Origin of the sequence: Peribacillus phoenicis (genome assembly GCF_047238085.1) — a bacterium.
In the GTDB taxonomy this organism is placed as follows: domain Bacteria; phylum Bacillota; class Bacilli; order Bacillales; family DSM-1321; genus Peribacillus.
Genome location: NZ_JBDFMF010000001.1, coordinates 645,825 through 663,862 on the forward strand (window position 1 = coordinate 645,825; position 18,038 = coordinate 663,862).

General features: G+C 42.1%; 17 protein-coding genes and 1 pseudogene. 16 read left to right on the top strand and 2 right to left on the bottom strand.

The window, feature by feature from the left end; all coding sequences use genetic code 11:
• Positions 1–68: 68 nt before the first annotated feature.
• Positions 69–1,160 (bottom strand): low temperature requirement protein A, encoded by a 1,092-nt coding sequence (locus ABC374_RS03225; RefSeq protein ID WP_413015887.1) that lies wholly within the window; start codon positions 1,158–1,160, stop codon positions 69–71.
• Positions 1,161–1,407: 247 nt separating this feature from the next.
• Here ABC374_RS03225 and ABC374_RS03230 point away from each other — a divergent pair, with 247 nt between their 5' ends.
• From ABC374_RS03230 to ABC374_RS03265, 8 genes are all read left to right on the top strand, one after another.
• Positions 1,408–1,968: an NADPH-dependent FMN reductase gene (locus ABC374_RS03230; RefSeq protein WP_350301507.1), complete on the top strand. Its 561-nt coding sequence runs from the start codon at positions 1,408–1,410 to the stop codon at positions 1,966–1,968.
• A gap of 169 nt (positions 1,969–2,137) precedes the next feature.
• Positions 2,138–2,779, top strand: a complete 642-nt coding sequence (gene ycaC / locus ABC374_RS03235) for an isochorismate family cysteine hydrolase YcaC (protein ID WP_048681500.1) — start codon at positions 2,138–2,140, stop codon at positions 2,777–2,779.
• A gap of 196 nt (positions 2,780–2,975) precedes the next feature.
• Positions 2,976–3,158, top strand: coding sequence for a hypothetical protein (locus ABC374_RS03240; RefSeq protein WP_251542330.1), 183 nt, complete (start codon positions 2,976–2,978; stop codon positions 3,156–3,158).
• Between the two features lie 317 nt (positions 3,159–3,475).
• On the top strand, positions 3,476–5,542 hold the full coding sequence (locus tag ABC374_RS03245; RefSeq protein WP_413015890.1) for a BglG family transcription antiterminator: 2,067 nt from the start codon (positions 3,476–3,478) through the stop codon (positions 5,540–5,542).
• Positions 5,539–5,805 carry a PTS sugar transporter subunit IIB gene (locus tag ABC374_RS03250; RefSeq protein ID WP_241591474.1) on the top strand — a complete coding sequence of 89 codons (267 nt, stop codon included), beginning with the start codon at positions 5,539–5,541 and terminating at the stop codon, positions 5,803–5,805. Before ABC374_RS03245 ends, ABC374_RS03250 begins: the two co-directional genes overlap by 4 nt.
• A gap of 17 nt (positions 5,806–5,822) precedes the next feature.
• Complete coding sequence (locus ABC374_RS03255; RefSeq protein WP_413015892.1) at positions 5,823–6,089, top strand: PTS sugar transporter subunit IIB; 267 nt, start codon at positions 5,823–5,825, stop codon at positions 6,087–6,089.
• A gap of 31 nt (positions 6,090–6,120) precedes the next feature.
• A complete protein-coding gene (gene ulaA / locus ABC374_RS03260) occupies positions 6,121–7,389 on the top strand; it encodes a PTS ascorbate transporter subunit IIC (protein ID WP_413015894.1) in 1,269 nt (422 codons plus the stop codon).
• 118 nt (positions 7,390–7,507) lie between these two features.
• Positions 7,508–8,353 (top strand): HAD family hydrolase, encoded by an 846-nt coding sequence (locus ABC374_RS03265; protein WP_413015896.1) that lies wholly within the window; start codon positions 7,508–7,510, stop codon positions 8,351–8,353.
• 616 nt (positions 8,354–8,969) lie between these two features.
• Here ABC374_RS03265 and ABC374_RS03270 read toward each other — a convergent pair.
• A complete protein-coding gene (locus ABC374_RS03270) occupies positions 8,970–9,149 on the bottom strand; it encodes a hypothetical protein (protein ID WP_342602925.1) in 180 nt (59 codons plus the stop codon).
• Between the two features lie 399 nt (positions 9,150–9,548).
• Between ABC374_RS03270 and ABC374_RS03275 the strand changes: the two genes are divergently transcribed.
• The 8 genes and pseudogenes from ABC374_RS03275 (at position 9,549) to ABC374_RS03310 (ending at position 17,990) form a co-directional block, all read left to right on the top strand.
• Complete coding sequence (locus ABC374_RS03275) at positions 9,549–10,517, top strand: ABC transporter substrate-binding protein (RefSeq protein ID WP_413015898.1); 969 nt, start codon at positions 9,549–9,551, stop codon at positions 10,515–10,517.
• Between the two features lie 85 nt (positions 10,518–10,602).
• Positions 10,603–11,607: a FecCD family ABC transporter permease gene (locus tag ABC374_RS03280; RefSeq protein WP_350301512.1), complete on the top strand. Its 1,005-nt coding sequence runs from the start codon at positions 10,603–10,605 to the stop codon at positions 11,605–11,607.
• Positions 11,604–12,617 (top strand): FecCD family ABC transporter permease, encoded by a 1,014-nt coding sequence (locus tag ABC374_RS03285; protein ID WP_413015900.1) that lies wholly within the window; start codon positions 11,604–11,606, stop codon positions 12,615–12,617. Before ABC374_RS03280 ends, ABC374_RS03285 begins: the two co-directional genes overlap by 4 nt.
• 15 nt (positions 12,618–12,632) lie before the next feature.
• Positions 12,633–13,424: an ABC transporter ATP-binding protein gene (locus ABC374_RS03290; protein ID WP_350301514.1), complete on the top strand. Its 792-nt coding sequence runs from the start codon at positions 12,633–12,635 to the stop codon at positions 13,422–13,424.
• Positions 13,425–13,629: 205 nt separating this feature from the next.
• Positions 13,630–14,821: pseudogene (locus ABC374_RS03295) on the top strand (oxalate decarboxylase family bicupin).
• A 304-nt stretch (positions 14,822–15,125) separates the two neighbouring features.
• Entirely contained in the window at positions 15,126–16,103 is a 978-nt protein-coding gene (locus tag ABC374_RS03300; RefSeq protein ID WP_413015903.1) for a zinc-dependent alcohol dehydrogenase family protein, read from the top strand.
• A gap of 187 nt (positions 16,104–16,290) precedes the next feature.
• Entirely contained in the window at positions 16,291–17,601 is a 1,311-nt protein-coding gene (locus ABC374_RS03305) for an amidohydrolase family protein (RefSeq protein WP_413015905.1), read from the top strand.
• Between the two features lie 227 nt (positions 17,602–17,828).
• The gene (locus ABC374_RS03310; RefSeq protein ID WP_413015907.1) at positions 17,829–17,990 is read left to right on the top strand and encodes a hypothetical protein; all 162 of its coding nucleotides are present in this window, start codon (positions 17,829–17,831) and stop codon (positions 17,988–17,990) included.
• Positions 17,991–18,038 lie beyond the last annotated feature (48 nt).

Genomic DNA, 18,038 nt, shown 5'->3' on the forward strand with positions numbered 1-18,038 from the left:
AAAAATTTCCAGATTTCAAATGAAGAAACCAGTATTATCGTTTGATACTGGTTTCTTTGATCCCTTTATTATGTAGTCGTTAGTTTAGCATAGATGATAAAGAACAATGTTAATTCGGCTATTATCACAATATTCGGTACCCCGACAAACAAATTAAAAATAAAAAAGACTGCTAAAATCCCCAAAAATAACCCTAAATGATATATTTGCAACCGCTGGTGCTTATGTCTATATTGGTGGAAAACAAACGTGGCTGACATGAAATAGAGCAATACGGAACCAAAAACAAAATAGAGGATAAATGAATAATGGACCTCATGTAAAAACAATAATCTGATGGCTGCTGCAATCATGCTTATAGACATTAAAATAAACAGGTGACCGTAAATGATGATTTGGCCGGAAGATTGTACAGACTTGTCGACTTTTTTCTCCATGTTATCGAAATATTGCCACCACATAGCTATTATCAGGGCAAATGAAATGATGGAAAAGGCTATCGAATCCCAATTTCCTTGTTTAGGCTGAATTACCGCAAGCGTGCTGACAAGAGCTTCCCCAAAGAGAATGATGGTAAATAGACCAAAGCGCTCCAACAAGTGGGCCGTATTTGTAGGAACCTTTTCTAAGCACTTTCTCCCAAGGATCGGGACAATGATATCGATGAGGATGCCCAAATACAACACAGCATACCGAAGCCAAGAATCAAAAAGGACGGAGAATAATGAAATGAAGATTCCAATCCAAAAATACTTTCCCAAAAAGAGTGCTGCCTTTTTTCGAAATCCATCTTCTATCCGCTGTACAACAAGATATTGGATGGCAGTCACGGCTCTCAATCCAATATAACCAATTAAAAAAGAAAGATAATAAGGATCAAAATCAGCAGATAAGCTTGATGTCATGATTAGGACAAAAAACATTTGCAATATCAAAAATAGCCGTTGATGAAATACATCCTTTCCAAACCGGTTAATAAATATGGTTTGCCCTACCCAAGCCCACCAGATAGGAATAAAAATCAACACGAACTTTAATAAATACTCTGGATGGATATATCCATCTTCAACATGCAGTAAAACATGAGTTGCGCCCGCAACGGCCGCCACAAATAACAAATCATAAAAGAGCTCTAACCATGTAACTTTCTTTTCATCCATTTACGCACTCCTCCCAATCGCCTTATAGTTTATAGTATGTTGGAAATATTCAGAAAATGGAAGAGGGTTCAATATAACTTAAAGCATGTTATTTAGAATGCATGATCCATTAATTATATGAAGTTCTTTTAACCCAATATTAAGTTAATCCAAATTTAGTAAATACAAGCGTGTAATTAGGAATAACGTCACTATTTTAGTTTTGGTATATTATGGTACTATGGGAGACAAACAGGGAGGGAAGTAGATGACCAGAACCATCGGCCTTATTTGCGGCAGTTTACGGGAAAATTCTTATAATAGAATCATTGCTCAATCATTGACAGATATGGTTGATTCGTATCAATTTCGCTGGATCGAAATTAATGATCTTCCGTTGTTTAACGAAGACTTAGAAATAAGTGGGCTTCCTGAAACAGTGACATCATTTAAATCAGCGATTCAGGAAGTCGACGGTATCATTATCGTAAGTCCAGAGTACAATTCTGGAATGCCAGGCGTATTAAAAAATGCATTGGACTGGGCATCAAGACCTCGGGAGTCCGCTGTTCTTACCAAAAAGCCAGTTGGCCTGATTGGAGCTACTCCTGGAGGAATGGGTACTGCATTTGCTCAAATGCAAATCAGGCAAGTACTAGAAGCCATGCAAGTTCATGTTCTTCCATTTCAAAAAATGCTGATTTCGCAAGTACATAAAAAGATTGATTCTGATCGGAAAGTGCTTACTGACGATCAAACAAAACGTTATCTTGAGCGTTATTTACAACAATTCATTCATTGGATCGATCACACTCCAATTATAGATTAATCAATAAAACTTATTATATATATGATTGACAGGTTATAAGTTTTATAGATAAACTTATAGCAACAGTCAGTTAAGTTATAAACTGACTGGAACCAATGAAGGAGTTGGGGGGATTTTCCCTACATATGAACTTTCTTCGATAGCTTTTAATAAAAGGAGGACTTTAAAAATGTCTGATCTCTATTCCCGTCTTTCCAAGGATGATGCTGCCGTTCTTCTGGTGGATCATCAAACCGGTCTTATTTCCGGGCTAGTGCGTGATTATGGCGTTGATGAATTCAAGAACAATGTCATGGCCCTTGCCAACACCGCAAAGTTTTTTGATTTACCAGTCATTTTAACGACAAGCTTTGAAAACGGACCAAACGGACCGCTCATGCAAGAATTGGAAGAACTTTTCCCTCACGCACCAAAAATAGCTCGGCCTGGACAAATTAACGCATGGGATAATGAAGACTTTGTTAAAGCAATCGAAGAAACTGGAAAAAAACAACTCATCATCGCGGGCGTGGTTACAGATGTCTGTGTTGCTTTCCCGGCACTTTCCGCTTTGAACGCTGGTTATGAAGTATTTGCCGTAACTGATGCTTCTGGAACAGTCAGCAAACAGGTAGCTGATGCGGCTCTAGCGCGTATGGCCCATGGCGGTGTGCAGCTTATGAACTGGTTTAGCGTAGCGTGCGAATTACAACGTGATTGGCGCAACGACGTCGAAGGTTTTGGTGCTTTACTTTCCAGCCAGCTTCCTGGTTATCAAAATATCATCGGAAGCTATAGGGGAGCGCAGCGCGACTTCAGCAAGCAGATTTAGAGATGACGCACCGATTGAATAAAGAGGGGATATTTGTTCCCTCTCGGACTGTAGGCAAGCTCGATGAAAATCGGGTTTGCCTACAGTTTTTAGTATGAGCACAATTTGTCCGTCCAGGCACTCGCTTTCCGCGGGCGGGGTCTCCCCTAAATACACTCCTGTTCCAATCTTTTAAAACAAAATTTGGTTATCCTTCATGATTTTTTTATTGTTTTATATGGGACGAAACCATATTGGATTGAAGAAATTTGCGACACTCCTGCCGAATAACTGGCTAGCCGAGACCCCACAGACGCTTGCGTCGAGGAGGCTTGGCAGACAGTCGGCGGAAAGGGAGCGGATTTCTGAAATCAAGCTACTTCTTCTTGAGGTTTTGTAAAAATATGAACGTTGATTTCCCTTTCATTTTGATTAGATGAAAGCTAGGTTTAGCCCTTTAAAACGGCTCATTTCAATCCCTCAGCTTCATCTCCGATTCCCTTTTATACCTCGGCCTCATGACCTCACTCGCCTCCAAACTGTATAAGTACACATCTTCCAAATATATCCTGTACTGAAAACTGATTACCTGCCGTATTGTGCACAAATGTTTAAAGAGTATATTATTGTGCAGTACCTATGACAACATTCGGACTGAGAAACGCTACATTTTTAATAAGAAGTGAGATATCGTAGAAGCAGGGAGAGGGATTGAGAATGTTTTTAGATGAAAGAAGCGCCAATTTACTAAAACTATTACAGCATTCGCCCATTTCAAAAATGAAAGAACTTGAAGCCCAAACAGGTCTGACGAGAAGGCAAATTCAATATGGATTGAGCAAAGCGAATGACTGGCTCCAATTTCATGGATATCAACCGATTCAATATAATCGTGAAATGGGCTACTCCTTTTCTGAAACAATCAGGGATGAAGAATTGAATGTAAAACTGACAAAACGCAATTATATATTTTCAGAGACAGATAGGGAAAAGGTTTTTTACCTCATGATCCTGTTAAGCCAAGAAGAATTGTCCGTCTATCATTTCCAGACGATCACCGGGGTTTCGCGAAATACGGTGCTGAAGGATTTAAAAAGACTTAAAGAGAAAAACAGGGACATATCGCTCAAGATCCAGTATTCCAAACAAGATGGCTACGTGTTGATAGGGGAAAGCCGAACAAAGAGATATATCATTGAACGTCTCGTGCATGATGTACTGAACAGTCCCAATAGTGAATGGATCATGGAGTGCATATGGAGAAATCATGAAAAGCAAATCAGTTCGATCCGGTTACAGCTTGAAAGGGTCGAAAGTAAATTGGGCATCACCTTTACGGATGAACGGCTTCATGAACTGAGCTATTTATTTCTATGTGCAGATCAGCTCATAGGAAAAGGGGAAGAGTTACAGGCCGACGAGAGCTGGGCGCCGTTTGTTGCGACAAAAGAATACAAACTGGTTGAGGAAATGACCAGAACGAATGCGTTTCAATCAGTATGGAGCGAAACGGAAAACTTGTACGCAACCCTACATTTACTGAGCATGAATCGAACGAAGGATATTTCCCCTCTTAAGGATGATGAAGTCATTCAACACCTTTTGCAGGAAATCGTGGAAGAGTTCGAGAGGCTGGCATTTGTTCACCTGAAAGACAAAGAGCAGCTATGCCAACAATTATATGTTCATTTTAAACCGGCATATCATCGCCTGCGGTATGGTCTCCCGCAAATGAATCCGATGACGGGACGGGTGCAGAAGGTCTATCCCGAACTGCATCATTTGACAAAAAAATCCCTGTGGGTGTTGGAGAAAGAGATTGGCTGTCCAGTATCAGAAGAAGAAGTGGCCTATTTCACGATCTATTTTGGAGGATGGCTGCGCAGGCAAGGGACCACATTGGATGATCGAAAACGGGCGATTGTCGTATGCCCGAATGGTATTGGCATCAGCAATATCCTCATTTATACATTGAGGGAATTATTTCCTGATATTTTGTTCCTGGATGTTTTGTCCGTTAGAAATGCGGCTGATTACCCATTGTCGTACGATCTTGTTTTCTCGACAGTGCATATGAGAACAAAAGCGGCATTATTCGTTGTACCGCCCATTTTGGAAATGCAGGACAAACATACATTGCGCCAGCAGGTCATGCAGGAATTGTATGGCTATACGACGGAAAGTGTGGATGTTGCAGCTTTATTAAAGATCATTTCCAAGTATGCAACCATCCATGAACAGGATCAGCTTGAAAAGGCTTTGAAGTCGAATGTGTATACCCACAAACCAAAAATAAACCAATTTTCTTTAAAGGAGGCAGAGAAGCCTGTGTTAGAAGAACTGCTCAATATGCAAACCATTCAATTACAGCAGCAAGTTTCCGATTGGAAAGAAGCCATTCAAGTCGCGGCCAAGCCACTCGTTGACTTAGGTACCGTTGAAGAACGATATGTGGATGCCATGATCGAGGCCATAGAAACGAATGGACCATATGTAGTGATAACGCCTGGAGTGGCAATTCCCCATGCACGTCCGGAGCAGGGGGTCAGGTCTTTATCCATGAGTTTGCTGAAATTGGATGAAGCCGTGGACTTTGCGCCGGATAAACCGGTTCGCCTGATTATCATTTTGGCGGCCGTAGATAACGATTCGCATCTGCGGGCATTGATCCAGCTCACTCAATTATTGAATGAACCAGCCAATATAGAAGAAATCTTAAGCACTTCAGATAAATCGGTCCTTATGGAGTACGTTCATAAATATTCGAAGGAGGAAGCGGAATGAAAATCATGGTTGTATGCGGGAACGGATTGGGAAGCAGCTTCATCATGGAGATGAATGTGAAGAAAGCATTGACGGAAATGGGGAAGACGGCCGAGGTGGATCATACGGATCTGGCATCCGCAAAGACGGTTCAGGCTGATATTTTCCTGGGAGCGGCGGATATTGTCGGTCAGCTGGATGATGGAACCCGGACGATCGTCACACTGGAGAACATGATGAGCATCCCTGAAATCAAATCTAAATTGGAAATTCATGTAGGATAAAAAAAGGAGAGATTGATATGAAGAAAATCATGGTAGTATGCGGAAACGGATTGGGAAGCAGCTTCATCATGGAGATGAATGTGAAGAAAGCGTTGACGGAAATGGGTAAGACAGCCGAGGTGGATCATACGGATCTGGCATCCGCAAAAACGGTTCAGGCTGATATTTTCCTGGGAGCGGCGGATATTGTCGGTCAGCTGGATGATGGAACCCGGACGATCGTCACACTGGAAAACATGATGAGCATTTCTGAAATCACATCGAAATTGGCTTCACATCTATAAGAAGAAAACATAAAGAAGAGGGGGAGAGGCAATGCTGGAACTTATCATGAATGACATCTTGGGTACACCTTCCATACTTGTGGGGCTGTTTGCCCTCATTGGACTGCTGTTACAGCGGAAATCCAGTGCTGATGTCGTATCTGGAACACTAAAAACCGTCATGGGCTTCATTATCATTGGAGCGGGAGCGGCAGTGCTCATTGGCGCCCTTGATATATTCAGTAAAATGTTCGATCATGCATTCAATGTACAAGGCGTCATACCGAATAACGAAGCCATTGTCGCAGCCGCCCAAAGTGATTTTGGGACTTCGACTGCACTAATCATGGTTTTTGGTATGGTTGTCAATGTTTTGCTAGCTCGTTTCACGCCATTTAAATATATATTTTTAACGGGACACCATACCTTATTCATGGCTTGTTTACTTGCAGTCACCCTATCGGTCGGCGGGCTCAGCGGATTTACGCTTATCTTGGTCGGTTCCATTCTATTAGGAGTATGCATGGTGATGTTCCCAGCCCTCCTTCAGCCATACGTACGGAAGATTACCGGAAGCGATGATTTTGCCATCGGCCATTTCGGGACAATCGGATATTTTGTATCCGCGACTGTTGGAAAATGGTTTGGAAATAAGGAAAAAACGACAGAGCAAATCAAGGTTCCTAAATCTTTAGGATTCCTGAGGGACACATCAGTCGCTGTATCGCTTACGATGACGATATTCTTCGTGATCGTCGCATTGTTTGCCGGACAGAACTATATTGAAACGGAATTATCCGGCGGTTCGAACTTCATCGTATTTTCTTTCATCCAGGCGATAACATTTGCTGCAGGAGTCTACATCATCCTTGCGGGGGTACGGATGTTAATTGCTGAAATCGTCCCTGCATTCAAAGGGATTGCCGATAAAGTGGCGCCGAATACAAAGCCTGCATTGGACTGTCCGACCATCTTTCCATTCGCTCCAAATGCAGTGATCATCGGGTTCCTATTCAGTTTCCTGGCGGGATTATTATCCATGTTCCTCCTTCCGGTACTAGGACTGAAAGTAATCGTTCCGGGGCTCGTACCGCATTTCTTCACCGGAGCTGCAGCAGGTGTATTTGGAAATGCCACAGGAGGCAGACGCGGAGCGATGCTCGGTTCCTTTGCAAACGGACTCATCATCAGTTTCCTGCCGGCGATACTCCTGGTCTTCTTGGGGGATGTAGGGTTTGAAGGCACCACATTTGGTGATTCGGACTTCGGTGTGGTCGGTCTCTTGATCCTAAGCGTCATGAAACTTTTAGGATTATCCTAAACTGTTATACTGATAAGGTACAGAAACAAAATAAATGAATGATACCAGCAGCCTAAGATCTTCTAGATAATAGGCTGTTGGCATTTTCATCATCATTCGGATTTTTGAGGTGATTGGCATGACCAACAAGGCAATTGTGCTCGATTTAGATGGCACGACATTGAACGAAAGAAACACTGTGAATGAGACGCTGGAACAATACATAGGCGAACTTAGGAAAAGCGGAAAGCTGATTTTCATTGCAACAGGAAGAACGCTGGAAGAGGTAAGGGACGTTTTGCCGTCCGGCATGGAGGCCGATGGAATGGTGACCGCCAATGGAATGTCCGTATTCATCGGAAAGAAACAGATTGTCGAACACGCCCTGTCGACGGAACTTGTCGAAGAATTGGTCGCCAAAGCAGGAGCGGAAGAGATTTTTTACGAAGTTCATCCGAACGAAGGAACACGGATGGCATTACTTAAAGATAAAGACTATATGGTTAAACAAGGTTTGATACCAAAACCTGAGACTGTCGATGAAAATGAATGGCTATCAAGACAGGATGCAGTCGAAGACAAAATAAGGTGGTCAGAACAACTGGATATAAGCAGCGTCGCCAAAATCTACTTTTTCAGCAATGAAATGAATACGATTCGAAAATGGAAAGCGGAGTTGGGGAAAATCAAGCAGTACAATGCCTTTACCACAGCTTCCTCCACTCATCATAATGTAGAAGTGACCGTGGAAGGCATCACAAAAGCAACAGGCGTTCAACTGCTGCTGAAACATTTCCAGCTAGCACCCGAAAATATCCTGGCAGTAGGCGATGGCGAAAATGACCTCCCACTATTTAAACTCGCCGGACATTGCGTTGCCATGAAAAACGCCACTGACCTGGTCAAAGAACAAGCCGATGAAGTGACGGAGTATTCATATAGAGAAGATGGACTGTATCGCTTTTTGAAGGGAAAGTTTCACTAAAATAACCTGGAAGGGCAAAGAACTAGTCTTGGAAATTTGAACGGTGATTGGAAAGCGAGTGCCCTACGTTCCAAACAACATTCAAGTTTTGACAACTAAACTAGACTCCTTAATGGTTTTTGACTGTTTTATGAAACCCTCAATGGATTGAAGAAATTTGCGACACTCCTGCCGAATAACTGGCTAGCCGAGACCCGCAGACGATTATGACGAGGAGGCTTGGCAGACAGTCGGCGGAAAGGGAGCGGATTTCTGAATTCAACTCCGAACGTTTTTTTTGAGGGGTGTAGAGTTTGACCAGAGATTAAACAATCTACGAATGGGCTTATTCCAAAGTTTATATTTTAGGACCCGTCCTAATTGGCATCTTGATTGAAGTGTTTTCAAGATCCACAGGTTACCTGATCATGGGGGCATTATCAATTGCGTCTACCATTGTTATTAAAACCTCCATAAAACGCTCAAAACAAGAAGCTTCACCTAATGAAGGATATCCTCTTGAAGAGATGCTGATTAATAGAAAATGATTCTTTGAAACAGGCAAGAGCAGACCTTAACGGGTTTGCTCTTGTTTATTTTGAGCTGGTGTCTATTATTATTGATACGTTCATTATTGTTAATCATTACTTTTTGATTTGGAGTATGTAGGAATTAAAAGAAAACCTATTCCAAATAAAGCATATGAAATCCATCGGACTATATCATACCATTCCATTTGTTTGAAAAAAGAAAGATTAATAATCATTGCAAGAGCACCTAAAATTACAAGTGTTTTTCCTAATACCTGTCTAGACAAAGGGGGTTCCACTCCTTTTTGAATTGGTTTTACAAGATATTAACATTTTTTCTCAAAAATTACTTGTTTTGGACAATTACTTTAAAACTGAGTTTACCGATAATGATGTCCTTATGGTGGGGTCTTTCTACCTCGATTTTTGGCAAGCTGAAATACGCATTTGCTTAAACTGTCTTTACTTTGCTTAATTCACGAATCAGATCGTAGCTGAAAACAATAAAATGCATGCAGGTCGTCTTAATGGCCATAATGATTTTTATTCACAAAACTTCATTAATATTGACGGTATCAATCTATGACTTTATCATAACAGCAGGATAATGATAATCATTTTCAATTATGAATGTATTAGTCAGATAAGAAGTTAAGTAGGTATAGATGACGGAAAGGGTGCAAAAAATGAAAGAATCTAGAAAAGTAAGAACATTTGGGGGAGGAGCATTCATCCTGTTATTTACGATTATGATGGTGTTATCAGGATGTAATAATTCTCAAAAAACAACGGAAGTAGAGAAGACATCTGCCGAAACAAGTAATCAAGAAGTAAGGACGATTAAGCATGAAATGGGAGAAACGGAAATTAAAAACACTCCTAAAAAAATAGTTACGCTTGAGTTATCTTTCGTTGATTCTTTAAATGCCCTAGGGATAAAACCTATCGGGATTTCAGATGACAAAAAAAAAGATATGATTACAAAACTTGTTGGTCAAGAAATGGATTATACTTCCGTAGGAACACGTGAGCAGCCTAATTTAGAGGTTATCAGTTCTTTACAGCCGGATTTAATCATTGCAGATGCTGAGCGGCATAAAGGGATTTATAAAGATTTACAGCAGATTGCCCCTACCATTGTTTTAAAAAGTCGGGAATCTACATATCAAGAAAATCTGGATTCTTTTAAAACGATTGCAAAGGCAGTCAATCAGGAAGATGCTGCAGAAAAAAGATTGAGCGAGCATGAAAAAACGATTAAGGAACTTAAATCGAAACTTACTGTTGATTCAAATATGACGGTTTTACCTGCAGTTGTACGTGATACTTCATTCCAAGCCCATACTTCTTCTTCCTATGATGGAGAATTGCTTGAGCGCATGGGATTGAAAAATGCCATTCAGCAGGAACAGCCACATGCCGAGATGAATCTGGAGCAGCTTGTCGAAATTAATCCGGATGTGCTGCTTTTGGCGAACAATGAGGGTAAGTTACTTACTGATGAGTGGAAAGACAATCCTCTTTGGAAAGACTTGAAGGCTGTAAAAAACGGACAGGTGTATAGTGTTGATCGAGATTTATGGACGAGATACCGTGGTGTTGTATCCGCAGAGGCCATTGCTAAAGACACTTTAAAAATGCTTGGTGAAGAATAGAGGAACAAAAGCGAAGTAAGAGATCCCATTCTTACTTCGCTTTCCATTAGGTTTAAATTTTGTTAGGAAGTGTGTTGTATAGTCAATGGAAACTGTAGTTAGAAGTAAACTGAAAGTGTTATGTACAGCTATCGCTGGAATCGTTTTGTTAATTTTAGGCGTCCTGACGAGTATTTCTGTGGGCGCGGCAGATATTGATGCATCAATGGTTTTGAAGTCCTTTTTTGATGTCGACTCGTCCAAGGAACAGACTATTATAAGGACTCTTCGTTTGCCCCGAGCTATAGTTGGAGCTTTGGTCGGTGCTAATTTAGCGGTAGCGGGTGCTCTCATGCAGGCTATTACCCGGAATTCATTAGCTTCACCACAAGTGTTTGGTGTTAATGCAGGTGCCTCATTTTTTATTGTGTCAGCTTTTGCTTTCTTTCCTAACCTTTCTTCAGTCTCTTTAGTTTGCGTTGCATTCATTGGTGCAGCAGTGGGAGGGATGGCAGTCTATTCTTTTGCTTCGGGAGGAGGAATGACCCAAGTGAAGCTGGCATTGGCTGGAATGGCTGTTCACTTTTTTTTATCTTCCTTAACGCAAGGCATGATCATCTTTAATGAACAAGCGAAAGATGTGCTCTATTGGTTGGTCGGGTCTATTAATGGAAAGACATGGGCGCACGTAAACATGATCCTTCCCTGGTCTCTTATCGGGCTATTGGTTGCTGCCTTGTTCTCTCGATCTGTTTCCATCCTTGTCTTAGGAGAAAATATGGCGCAGGGTCTTGGGCAGCGGGTGTACCGAATCCGTATTTTAGCAGGAATATTGGTGATCATTTTGGCAGGATCTTCGGTTGCCGTCGCAGGTCCAGTGGGATTTGTGGGATTGATTATTCCTCATATCGTAAGAAGACTGGTGGGTGGGGACTATCGAAGAATCATCCCTTTCTCTGCATTATTCGGCGCTTTACTCTTAGTTTACGCAGATATTCTCGCACGGTTCATCGCTTATCCTTTTGAGTCGCCGGTAGGCATCGTAACAGCTATAATCGGTGCGCCATTCTTCCTTTATTTAGCGAAGAGAGGGAGGAATATTAAGCAATGAAACTAAAACGGACATTTGGGTTGAAATCAAATTTTCAGCCTTATTCTATTCTCCTGTTGCTGACGGTTACCATGCTGATTTTATCAATGGTGAGCCTGGGCTTAGGGGCCATATATATATCACCTTTAGAAATTCTCCAAAATTTCCTTGGAAATGGTATGCAAAGTCAGACATTCATTCTGCATAACTATCGCATACCACGCATTCTAATTGCCGTGATAGTGGGGGCCGGTTTGGCAACGGCTGGAGCCATTCTGCAAGGAGTCCTTCGAAATCCATTGGCCTCTCCAGATGTGATTGGGGTAACAAAAGGGGCCGGTTTGGCAGCTGTTATCGTCATTGTCTTATTTCCGCAATCGCCCATTATCATACTGCCTCTTTCAGCTTTTATCGGAGCGGCGGTCATGGCGGCAATTTTGATGATATTTGTTTATAAAAAAGGAGCTCAGCCAAATACAATAGCTTTGGTCGGAATAGCTTTAGGGGCCATATGTCAAGCTGGCATAGAGTATTTCATGGTCAAGTTCCCGGATGATGTAAACACGACATTGCTGTGGTTGACCGGCAGCCTATGGGGAAGAGGATGGGATCAAGTATTCATTTTGCTTCCATGTCTTGTTCTTGTCCCGGTATTGATTGCATTGACGTCTAAAATGGATGTACTGAGTCTTGGAGACGATATAGCTACAGGTCTCGGTGAAAGATCAAAATTACTGCGTTATATATTGTTAAGCGTATCTGTCATATTAATCGGAGTCTGTGTAGCAGCGGTTGGTTCCATCGGGTTCATTGGTTTAATTGCCCCCCATATTGCCCGGAGAGTGGTAGGGTCAAAATTCAAGGTATTACTTCCTGCTTCAGCTCTTTTCGGTTCTATCTTTCTCCTCGTTGCCGATAGCCTTGGAAGAGGATTATTCCCTCCAATAGAAATACCCGCCGGAATCATCACTGCGGTGATTGGCGTGCCATATTTTTTATATCTATTACGCCGTGAACGAAAAATAACATAAGGAAGGCTGGCGACCATGACAACATTATCAGCAGAGCATCTTTCTCTCTCTTATGGATCAACTCAAATCATTGATAATATCGATTTAGAAATTCCTGAAGGTAAGATCAGTATAATCATTGGTTCCAATGGTTGTGGCAAATCCACCATTCTAAAGTCTCTAGCTAGATTACTAATGCCACAACAAGGCACGATCCATTTAGATGGAAAGGCCATTCATCAGCAATCTTCCAAGGAAGTCGCAAAGAAATTGGCTATATTGCCCCAAGCTCCGGAAGCTCCTGAAGATATAACCGTTAAAGAACTATGCTATTATGGCAGGCATCCGCACAAAGGCTTATTTTCCAGACAAACCCCGGAAGATCATAGGATTGTGGACCGTGCATTATCAGCAACAAAAATGACGGAGTTTGCTGATCGGACATTGGATGCATTATCTGGAGGACAAAGGCAAAGAGCATGGATTTCGATGGCTTTAGTACAAGAAACCGACCTTTTACTGTTAGATGAACCGACAACCTATCTCGACTTAGCACACCAAATTGAAATATTGGAATTACTGCGCGATTTAAACGTAACATATGGACGCACGATCGTCATGGTTCTGCATGATTTGAATCAAGCGGCACAGTATGCCGATCATCTAATTAGCATCAAGAAGGGAAAAATCTATAAGGAGGGACCGCCTGAAACGGTATTCACAAAAGAGATGATCAAGGACGTCTTCAGACTGGAATGCTGTATTATTGAAAATCCAGTAGATCAAACGCCCCTATGCATTCCAATTGGTTTATCTCAAGATCATTAGAAGCAGTTTCTTCCCTATTAATATAGATCAAGACGTTAGCGGTAGATTTTTATATTAATCCAACCAACATTAAATGGGGCATTCCTTCAAAAGGGGATGCCTTTTGTTTTTTCTCAATAGGCACAGTGACATACATTCGAAGCCTAAATCATAAGACTACTATAAAGGCTTATCCCTTTATAATGCCAAAAAGAGGTGCTTTTTGATGGAAAAACGAACTATTAATCAAGTGGACGGGTATGTGCCACAGCCTATCCGAAGTGATGGAGCCGGAGCGATTGACTCTGGGCCGCGAAATATTATGCGGGATCTTCAAAATCCAAATATGCTCGTCCCGCCTATCACAGATGCAGGCTTGCTTCCTAACTTGAAATTCTCGTTCTCGGACACTTCAATGACATTAAATCACGGGGGATGGTCAAGGGAGATCACCGCAAGGGAACTTCCGATTGCGACCACACTTGCGGGTGTAAATATGAGCTTAACGGCAGGAGGAGTACGTGAACTCCATTGGCATCAAGAAGCAGAGTGGTTCTTATATGCTGTTAGGACGGGCACGCATAACCTAGGTTGACCAAGAAGGACGAAATTTCATTGCCGACGTCGGCCCGGGCGATCTTTGGTACTTTCCCCCAGGAATCCCACATTCGATTCAAGGGTTGGAACATTGCGAGTTTTTGCTCGTCTTCGATGACGGAAACTTTTCCGATCTTAACACCTTATCCATCTCAGATTGGTTTGCACACACTCCAAAAGATGTTCTGTCGGCCAATTTCGGCGTTCCAGAGAGTGCCTTTAACTCCATTCCTTCAGATCAGGTCTATATCTATCAGGGAAAGGTACCCGGTTCACTGGAAAGTCAGGAAGTCCAGTCACCTTACGGAGATGTTCCTTTAACCTTTAAGCACGAGCTGTTGAAACAAACACCAATCAAGACCCCTGGTGGAAGCGTGCGAATTGTGGACTCTTCTAACTTCCCTATTTCAAAAACAATCGCAGCAGCACTCGTTGAGATTGAGCCGGGTGGAATGAGAGAACTTCATTGGCACCCTAATAACGACGAGTGGCAGTATTACCTTACTGGACAAGGGCGCATGACAGTATTTACTGGAAACGGTACAGCTCGTACACTTGATTATAGTGCAGGTGATGTCGGATATGTACCCTTTGCTACTGGGCACTATATTCAGAACACCGGTACCGAAACGTTATGGTTTTTAGAAATGTTCAAAAGCAATCGCTTTGTAGACGTATCTCTAAACCAGTGGATGGCACTGACTCCTAAAGAACTAGTTCAAAGCAACTTGAATGTTGGATCAGAATTGCTCGATTCACTACGCAAGGAGAAATGGCCTGTTGTGAAATATCCCGGGTTTCCTACTAAAATGCCGGATTAAACTGATAGGGGTATTTTTATTAGAAAAGTTATGATTAGGTTCTTATTTAACAAAAGAATTTTTTACTTCAAAACCTGGGTTGCTGCGGCAACCTTTTTTTTGTGGAACGAAGGGGCAGGTCAATTGAAGGTGAAAAGGGATTATAATAATAAAACGGAATGCTTAATTAGAAGTGATTAAAACGTGGAAAACAATAATACATTAAATCCAGAGTTAACAGCTCTTTAAGTTTTTTAGAATACTCGCCAGGTTCAGTTTAAATGATAAAATGGAAAGACTTATATATTAAAGGAGACTTATTATATTGGAAGCCAAATGTATTAAATTCTATGAATTTGGGAATCCGCAAAACGTTTTAAAAGTTGAAAATAAATGTATTCAAAGACCTTTCGAGGGGGAAGTCCTCGTTCGGATGACCACACGTCCCATTAACCCGTCTGACTTGCTGCCCATTCGCGGTGCCTATTCACACCGAATTCCCTTGCCTTCCATACCTGGTTATGAAGGGGTCGGCATTGTCGAAGAGGTGGGTCTATCGGTTTCGAAAGAGCTGATAGGCAAGCGTGTTTTGCCTTTGCGCGGTGAAGGGACCTGGCAGGATTATGTTAAAACATCTGCGGAGCTGGCCATCGTCATTCCGGATTCGATTGAGGACCATATAGCAGCGCAATTATATATAAACCCGATAACCGCATGGCTAATAATCACAGAAGTATTAACTTTGAAACCTGATGATGTTTTACTCGTAAATGCTTGCGGATCTTCGATTGGCCGCATCTTTGCCCAGTTATCCAGGATTCTTGGATTTAAGCTGATTGCTGTAACGAGAAACAATAAGTATACGGAAGAACTGCTTAAACTTGGTGCTTCATATGTGATCGATACGTCCCGATCATCATTGCATGATACAGTAATGGAAATGACGAAGGGGCGCGGAGCGAAAGCGGCCATAGATTCAGTAGGCGGCATCGATGGCTCAGAACTCGCTTTTTGTGTTCGGCCTAATGGCATCTTATTAACGATTGGCCTTTTATCAGGGCAGTCTGTAAATTGGGCGAAAATTTCCGAAAGGACAAAAGTGAATGTTAAAATGTTTCATCTTCGGCATTGGAATCAGCAGGCTTCCGTTCAAACCTGGCATGAAACGTTTAACCTTTTGATGGGGTTCATCGCTGATAAAAGGTTGACATTCATGATGCCGGATTCCTGCTACAGCCTTCAAGATGTGCAAGAAGCCATGATTGTCACGGGCGTTAGAGGGAAGATTTTTTTAAGCAATTGATTTTGCAATAGACATCCACTATGTGGTAATTAAAGGACGCATTCATCTTGGAGCACTTCCAATAGGTTCCTAAGGTAAATGGAAATGGCCCCTGATAATATGGAATTACTTGATTACCTGTAAGGTGCTAGTTTAGAATGCGGAATAGAACATGTTGATACATGATACGACTTTGGAGGAAATACTTATGAAAACAATATATGTGAATGCTACATTTTTTACTATGGACAAGGAAAACCAAATCATTGAAAACGGCATGATGATTGTACAAGATCATACCATATCCTACATCGGCCAGCATGATGAACAACAATTGGCAGATGCAGATCAAGTGGTCAACCTTGGCGGGAAATGGATCATGCCAGGCCTTGTGAATGCCCATTCGCATATTGTAATGACCCTTTTACGCGGTATCGGGGACGATATGCTGCTGAAGCCATGGCTTGAAACGAAAATATGGCCGATCGAAAGCCAGTTTACAACGGAAATCGCCGCTGTAAGTTCTCAGCTTGGCATCATGGAAATGATGAAATCAGGAACCACGACATTTTCGGATATGTTCAATCCTAATGGAATAGATGCAGGTGCTGTCATGGAGACGATAGCCGAAACAGGAATGCGCGGAGCCTTTTCCTATACGATCTTCAGCTTGGGTTCCGAAAAAGACCAAAAAGCGAACCTCATGGGGGCTGAGCAGTTTTCAAAAAACTATAAAACATTTGCCGATGGCCGCCTGACTACCATGGTCGCACCACATAGCCCATATGCCTGCACACCTGAAGCGATTATGGAAAGTGCACGAATTGCAAAAGAGAATGATTTGATGGTGCACATCCACGTATCGGAAACGGACTTTGAAATCCTCGACATCGAAAAACGGTACGGATCCCGTCCTGTCGAGCACCTTCGCCGTCTAGGCCTGTTCGATCAGCCTACAGTGATGGCACATGGAGTGGTCCTTAATGATGAAGAGCGGGCGATCCTAAAACAGCATGATGTTCGCGTTGCCCATAATCCAATCAGTAACCTGAAGCTCGGATCTGGGATAGCAGATGTCGTCAGCCTTCTTGATGCAGGCATTAAAGTGGGAGTGGCAACAGATGGCGTCGCCTCCAATAACAACTTCGATATGTTCGAAGAAATGAGGACAGCCGCATTGCTGCAAAAAGGAATGTATAAGGATGCCACAAAATTCCCTGCCCAAACAGCACTCGCCATGGCCACAAGAATGGGCGCCGAAGCGATAGGCATGGGTCACACAGGATCACTGGAAGCTGGTAAAAAAGCGGATTTCATCACCATTTACCCATATAACAAAGAACACCTGCAGCCACTAAGTGAAGCCTATTCGCACCTGCTTTATGCAGCACGCGGAAATGACGTATGTGATGTTTACATCGATGGCAAAAACGTCGTGAAAGATGGCCGCTGCTTAACGATCGATGAAGAAAAAGTAATCGCCGAAACAAATCGTCTGCAAGGTACCTTATCACGATAATGCAGATGTGAGAACAAAAGAAGGAGCTGCCATTTGCAGCTCCTTTTTTTATGGATTAAGTTAAGGGACGAAAATTGGTTGTAGGTCGAATCTGGTTGCAGATCGGAATAAATTGGGCCGTTTTAGTAAGGGGTAATTCGTATCAAATGGCATTCAAAAAAAATTACCGCTTGTATTGTAGAATAAATAGATCTTAACACTTAGAAGCCCGACGTGAGTCCAGTTTCTTGGAAATATGGAAACAAAGGAAGCCGGTAAAAAATATTAATAAGAAAATAGGTATGGCAAAAACGGTAAAAAACGAAAAGACGAAAAAAATGCTGCTGACCGCAAATATTAACCAACTGGTAATCAGCAAGCAGCTGGTTAAAAAATCTTTGACAGCATGAATCATGAATTTCACCACCGTATGAAGATCTATGTATTGATTATACACT

Bases quoted from the DNA above. Each gene is read 5' to 3' on its own strand.
- ABC374_RS03230 (WP_350301507.1), top strand. From the start codon at position 1,408: ATGACCAGAACCATCGGCCTTATTTGCGGCAGTTTACGGGAAAATTCT.
- ABC374_RS03290 (WP_350301514.1), top strand. From the start codon at position 12,633: ATGACAACATTATCAGCAGAGCATCTTTCTCTCTCTTATGGATCAACT.
- ABC374_RS03265 (WP_413015896.1), top strand. From the start codon at position 7,508: ATGACCAACAAGGCAATTGTGCTCGATTTAGATGGCACGACATTGAAC.
- ABC374_RS03225 (WP_413015887.1), bottom strand. From the start codon at position 1,160: ATGGATGAAAAGAAAGTTACATGGTTAGAGCTCTTTTATGATTTGTTA.
- ABC374_RS03305 (WP_413015905.1), top strand. From the start codon at position 16,291: ATGAAAACAATATATGTGAATGCTACATTTTTTACTATGGACAAGGAA.
- ycaC (WP_048681500.1), top strand. From the start codon at position 2,138: ATGTCTGATCTCTATTCCCGTCTTTCCAAGGATGATGCTGCCGTTCTT.
- ABC374_RS03285 (WP_413015900.1), top strand. From the start codon at position 11,604: ATGAAACTAAAACGGACATTTGGGTTGAAATCAAATTTTCAGCCTTAT.
- ulaA (WP_413015894.1), top strand. From the start codon at position 6,121: ATGCTGGAACTTATCATGAATGACATCTTGGGTACACCTTCCATACTT.
- ABC374_RS03275 (WP_413015898.1), top strand. From the start codon at position 9,549: ATGAAAGAATCTAGAAAAGTAAGAACATTTGGGGGAGGAGCATTCATC.
- ABC374_RS03250 (WP_241591474.1), top strand. From the start codon at position 5,539: ATGAAAATCATGGTTGTATGCGGGAACGGATTGGGAAGCAGCTTCATC.
- ABC374_RS03255 (WP_413015892.1), top strand. From the start codon at position 5,823: ATGAAGAAAATCATGGTAGTATGCGGAAACGGATTGGGAAGCAGCTTC.
- ABC374_RS03240 (WP_251542330.1), top strand. From the start codon at position 2,976: ATGATTTTTTTATTGTTTTATATGGGACGAAACCATATTGGATTGAAG.
- ABC374_RS03280 (WP_350301512.1), top strand. From the start codon at position 10,603: ATGGAAACTGTAGTTAGAAGTAAACTGAAAGTGTTATGTACAGCTATC.
- ABC374_RS03245 (WP_413015890.1), top strand. From the start codon at position 3,476: ATGTTTTTAGATGAAAGAAGCGCCAATTTACTAAAACTATTACAGCAT.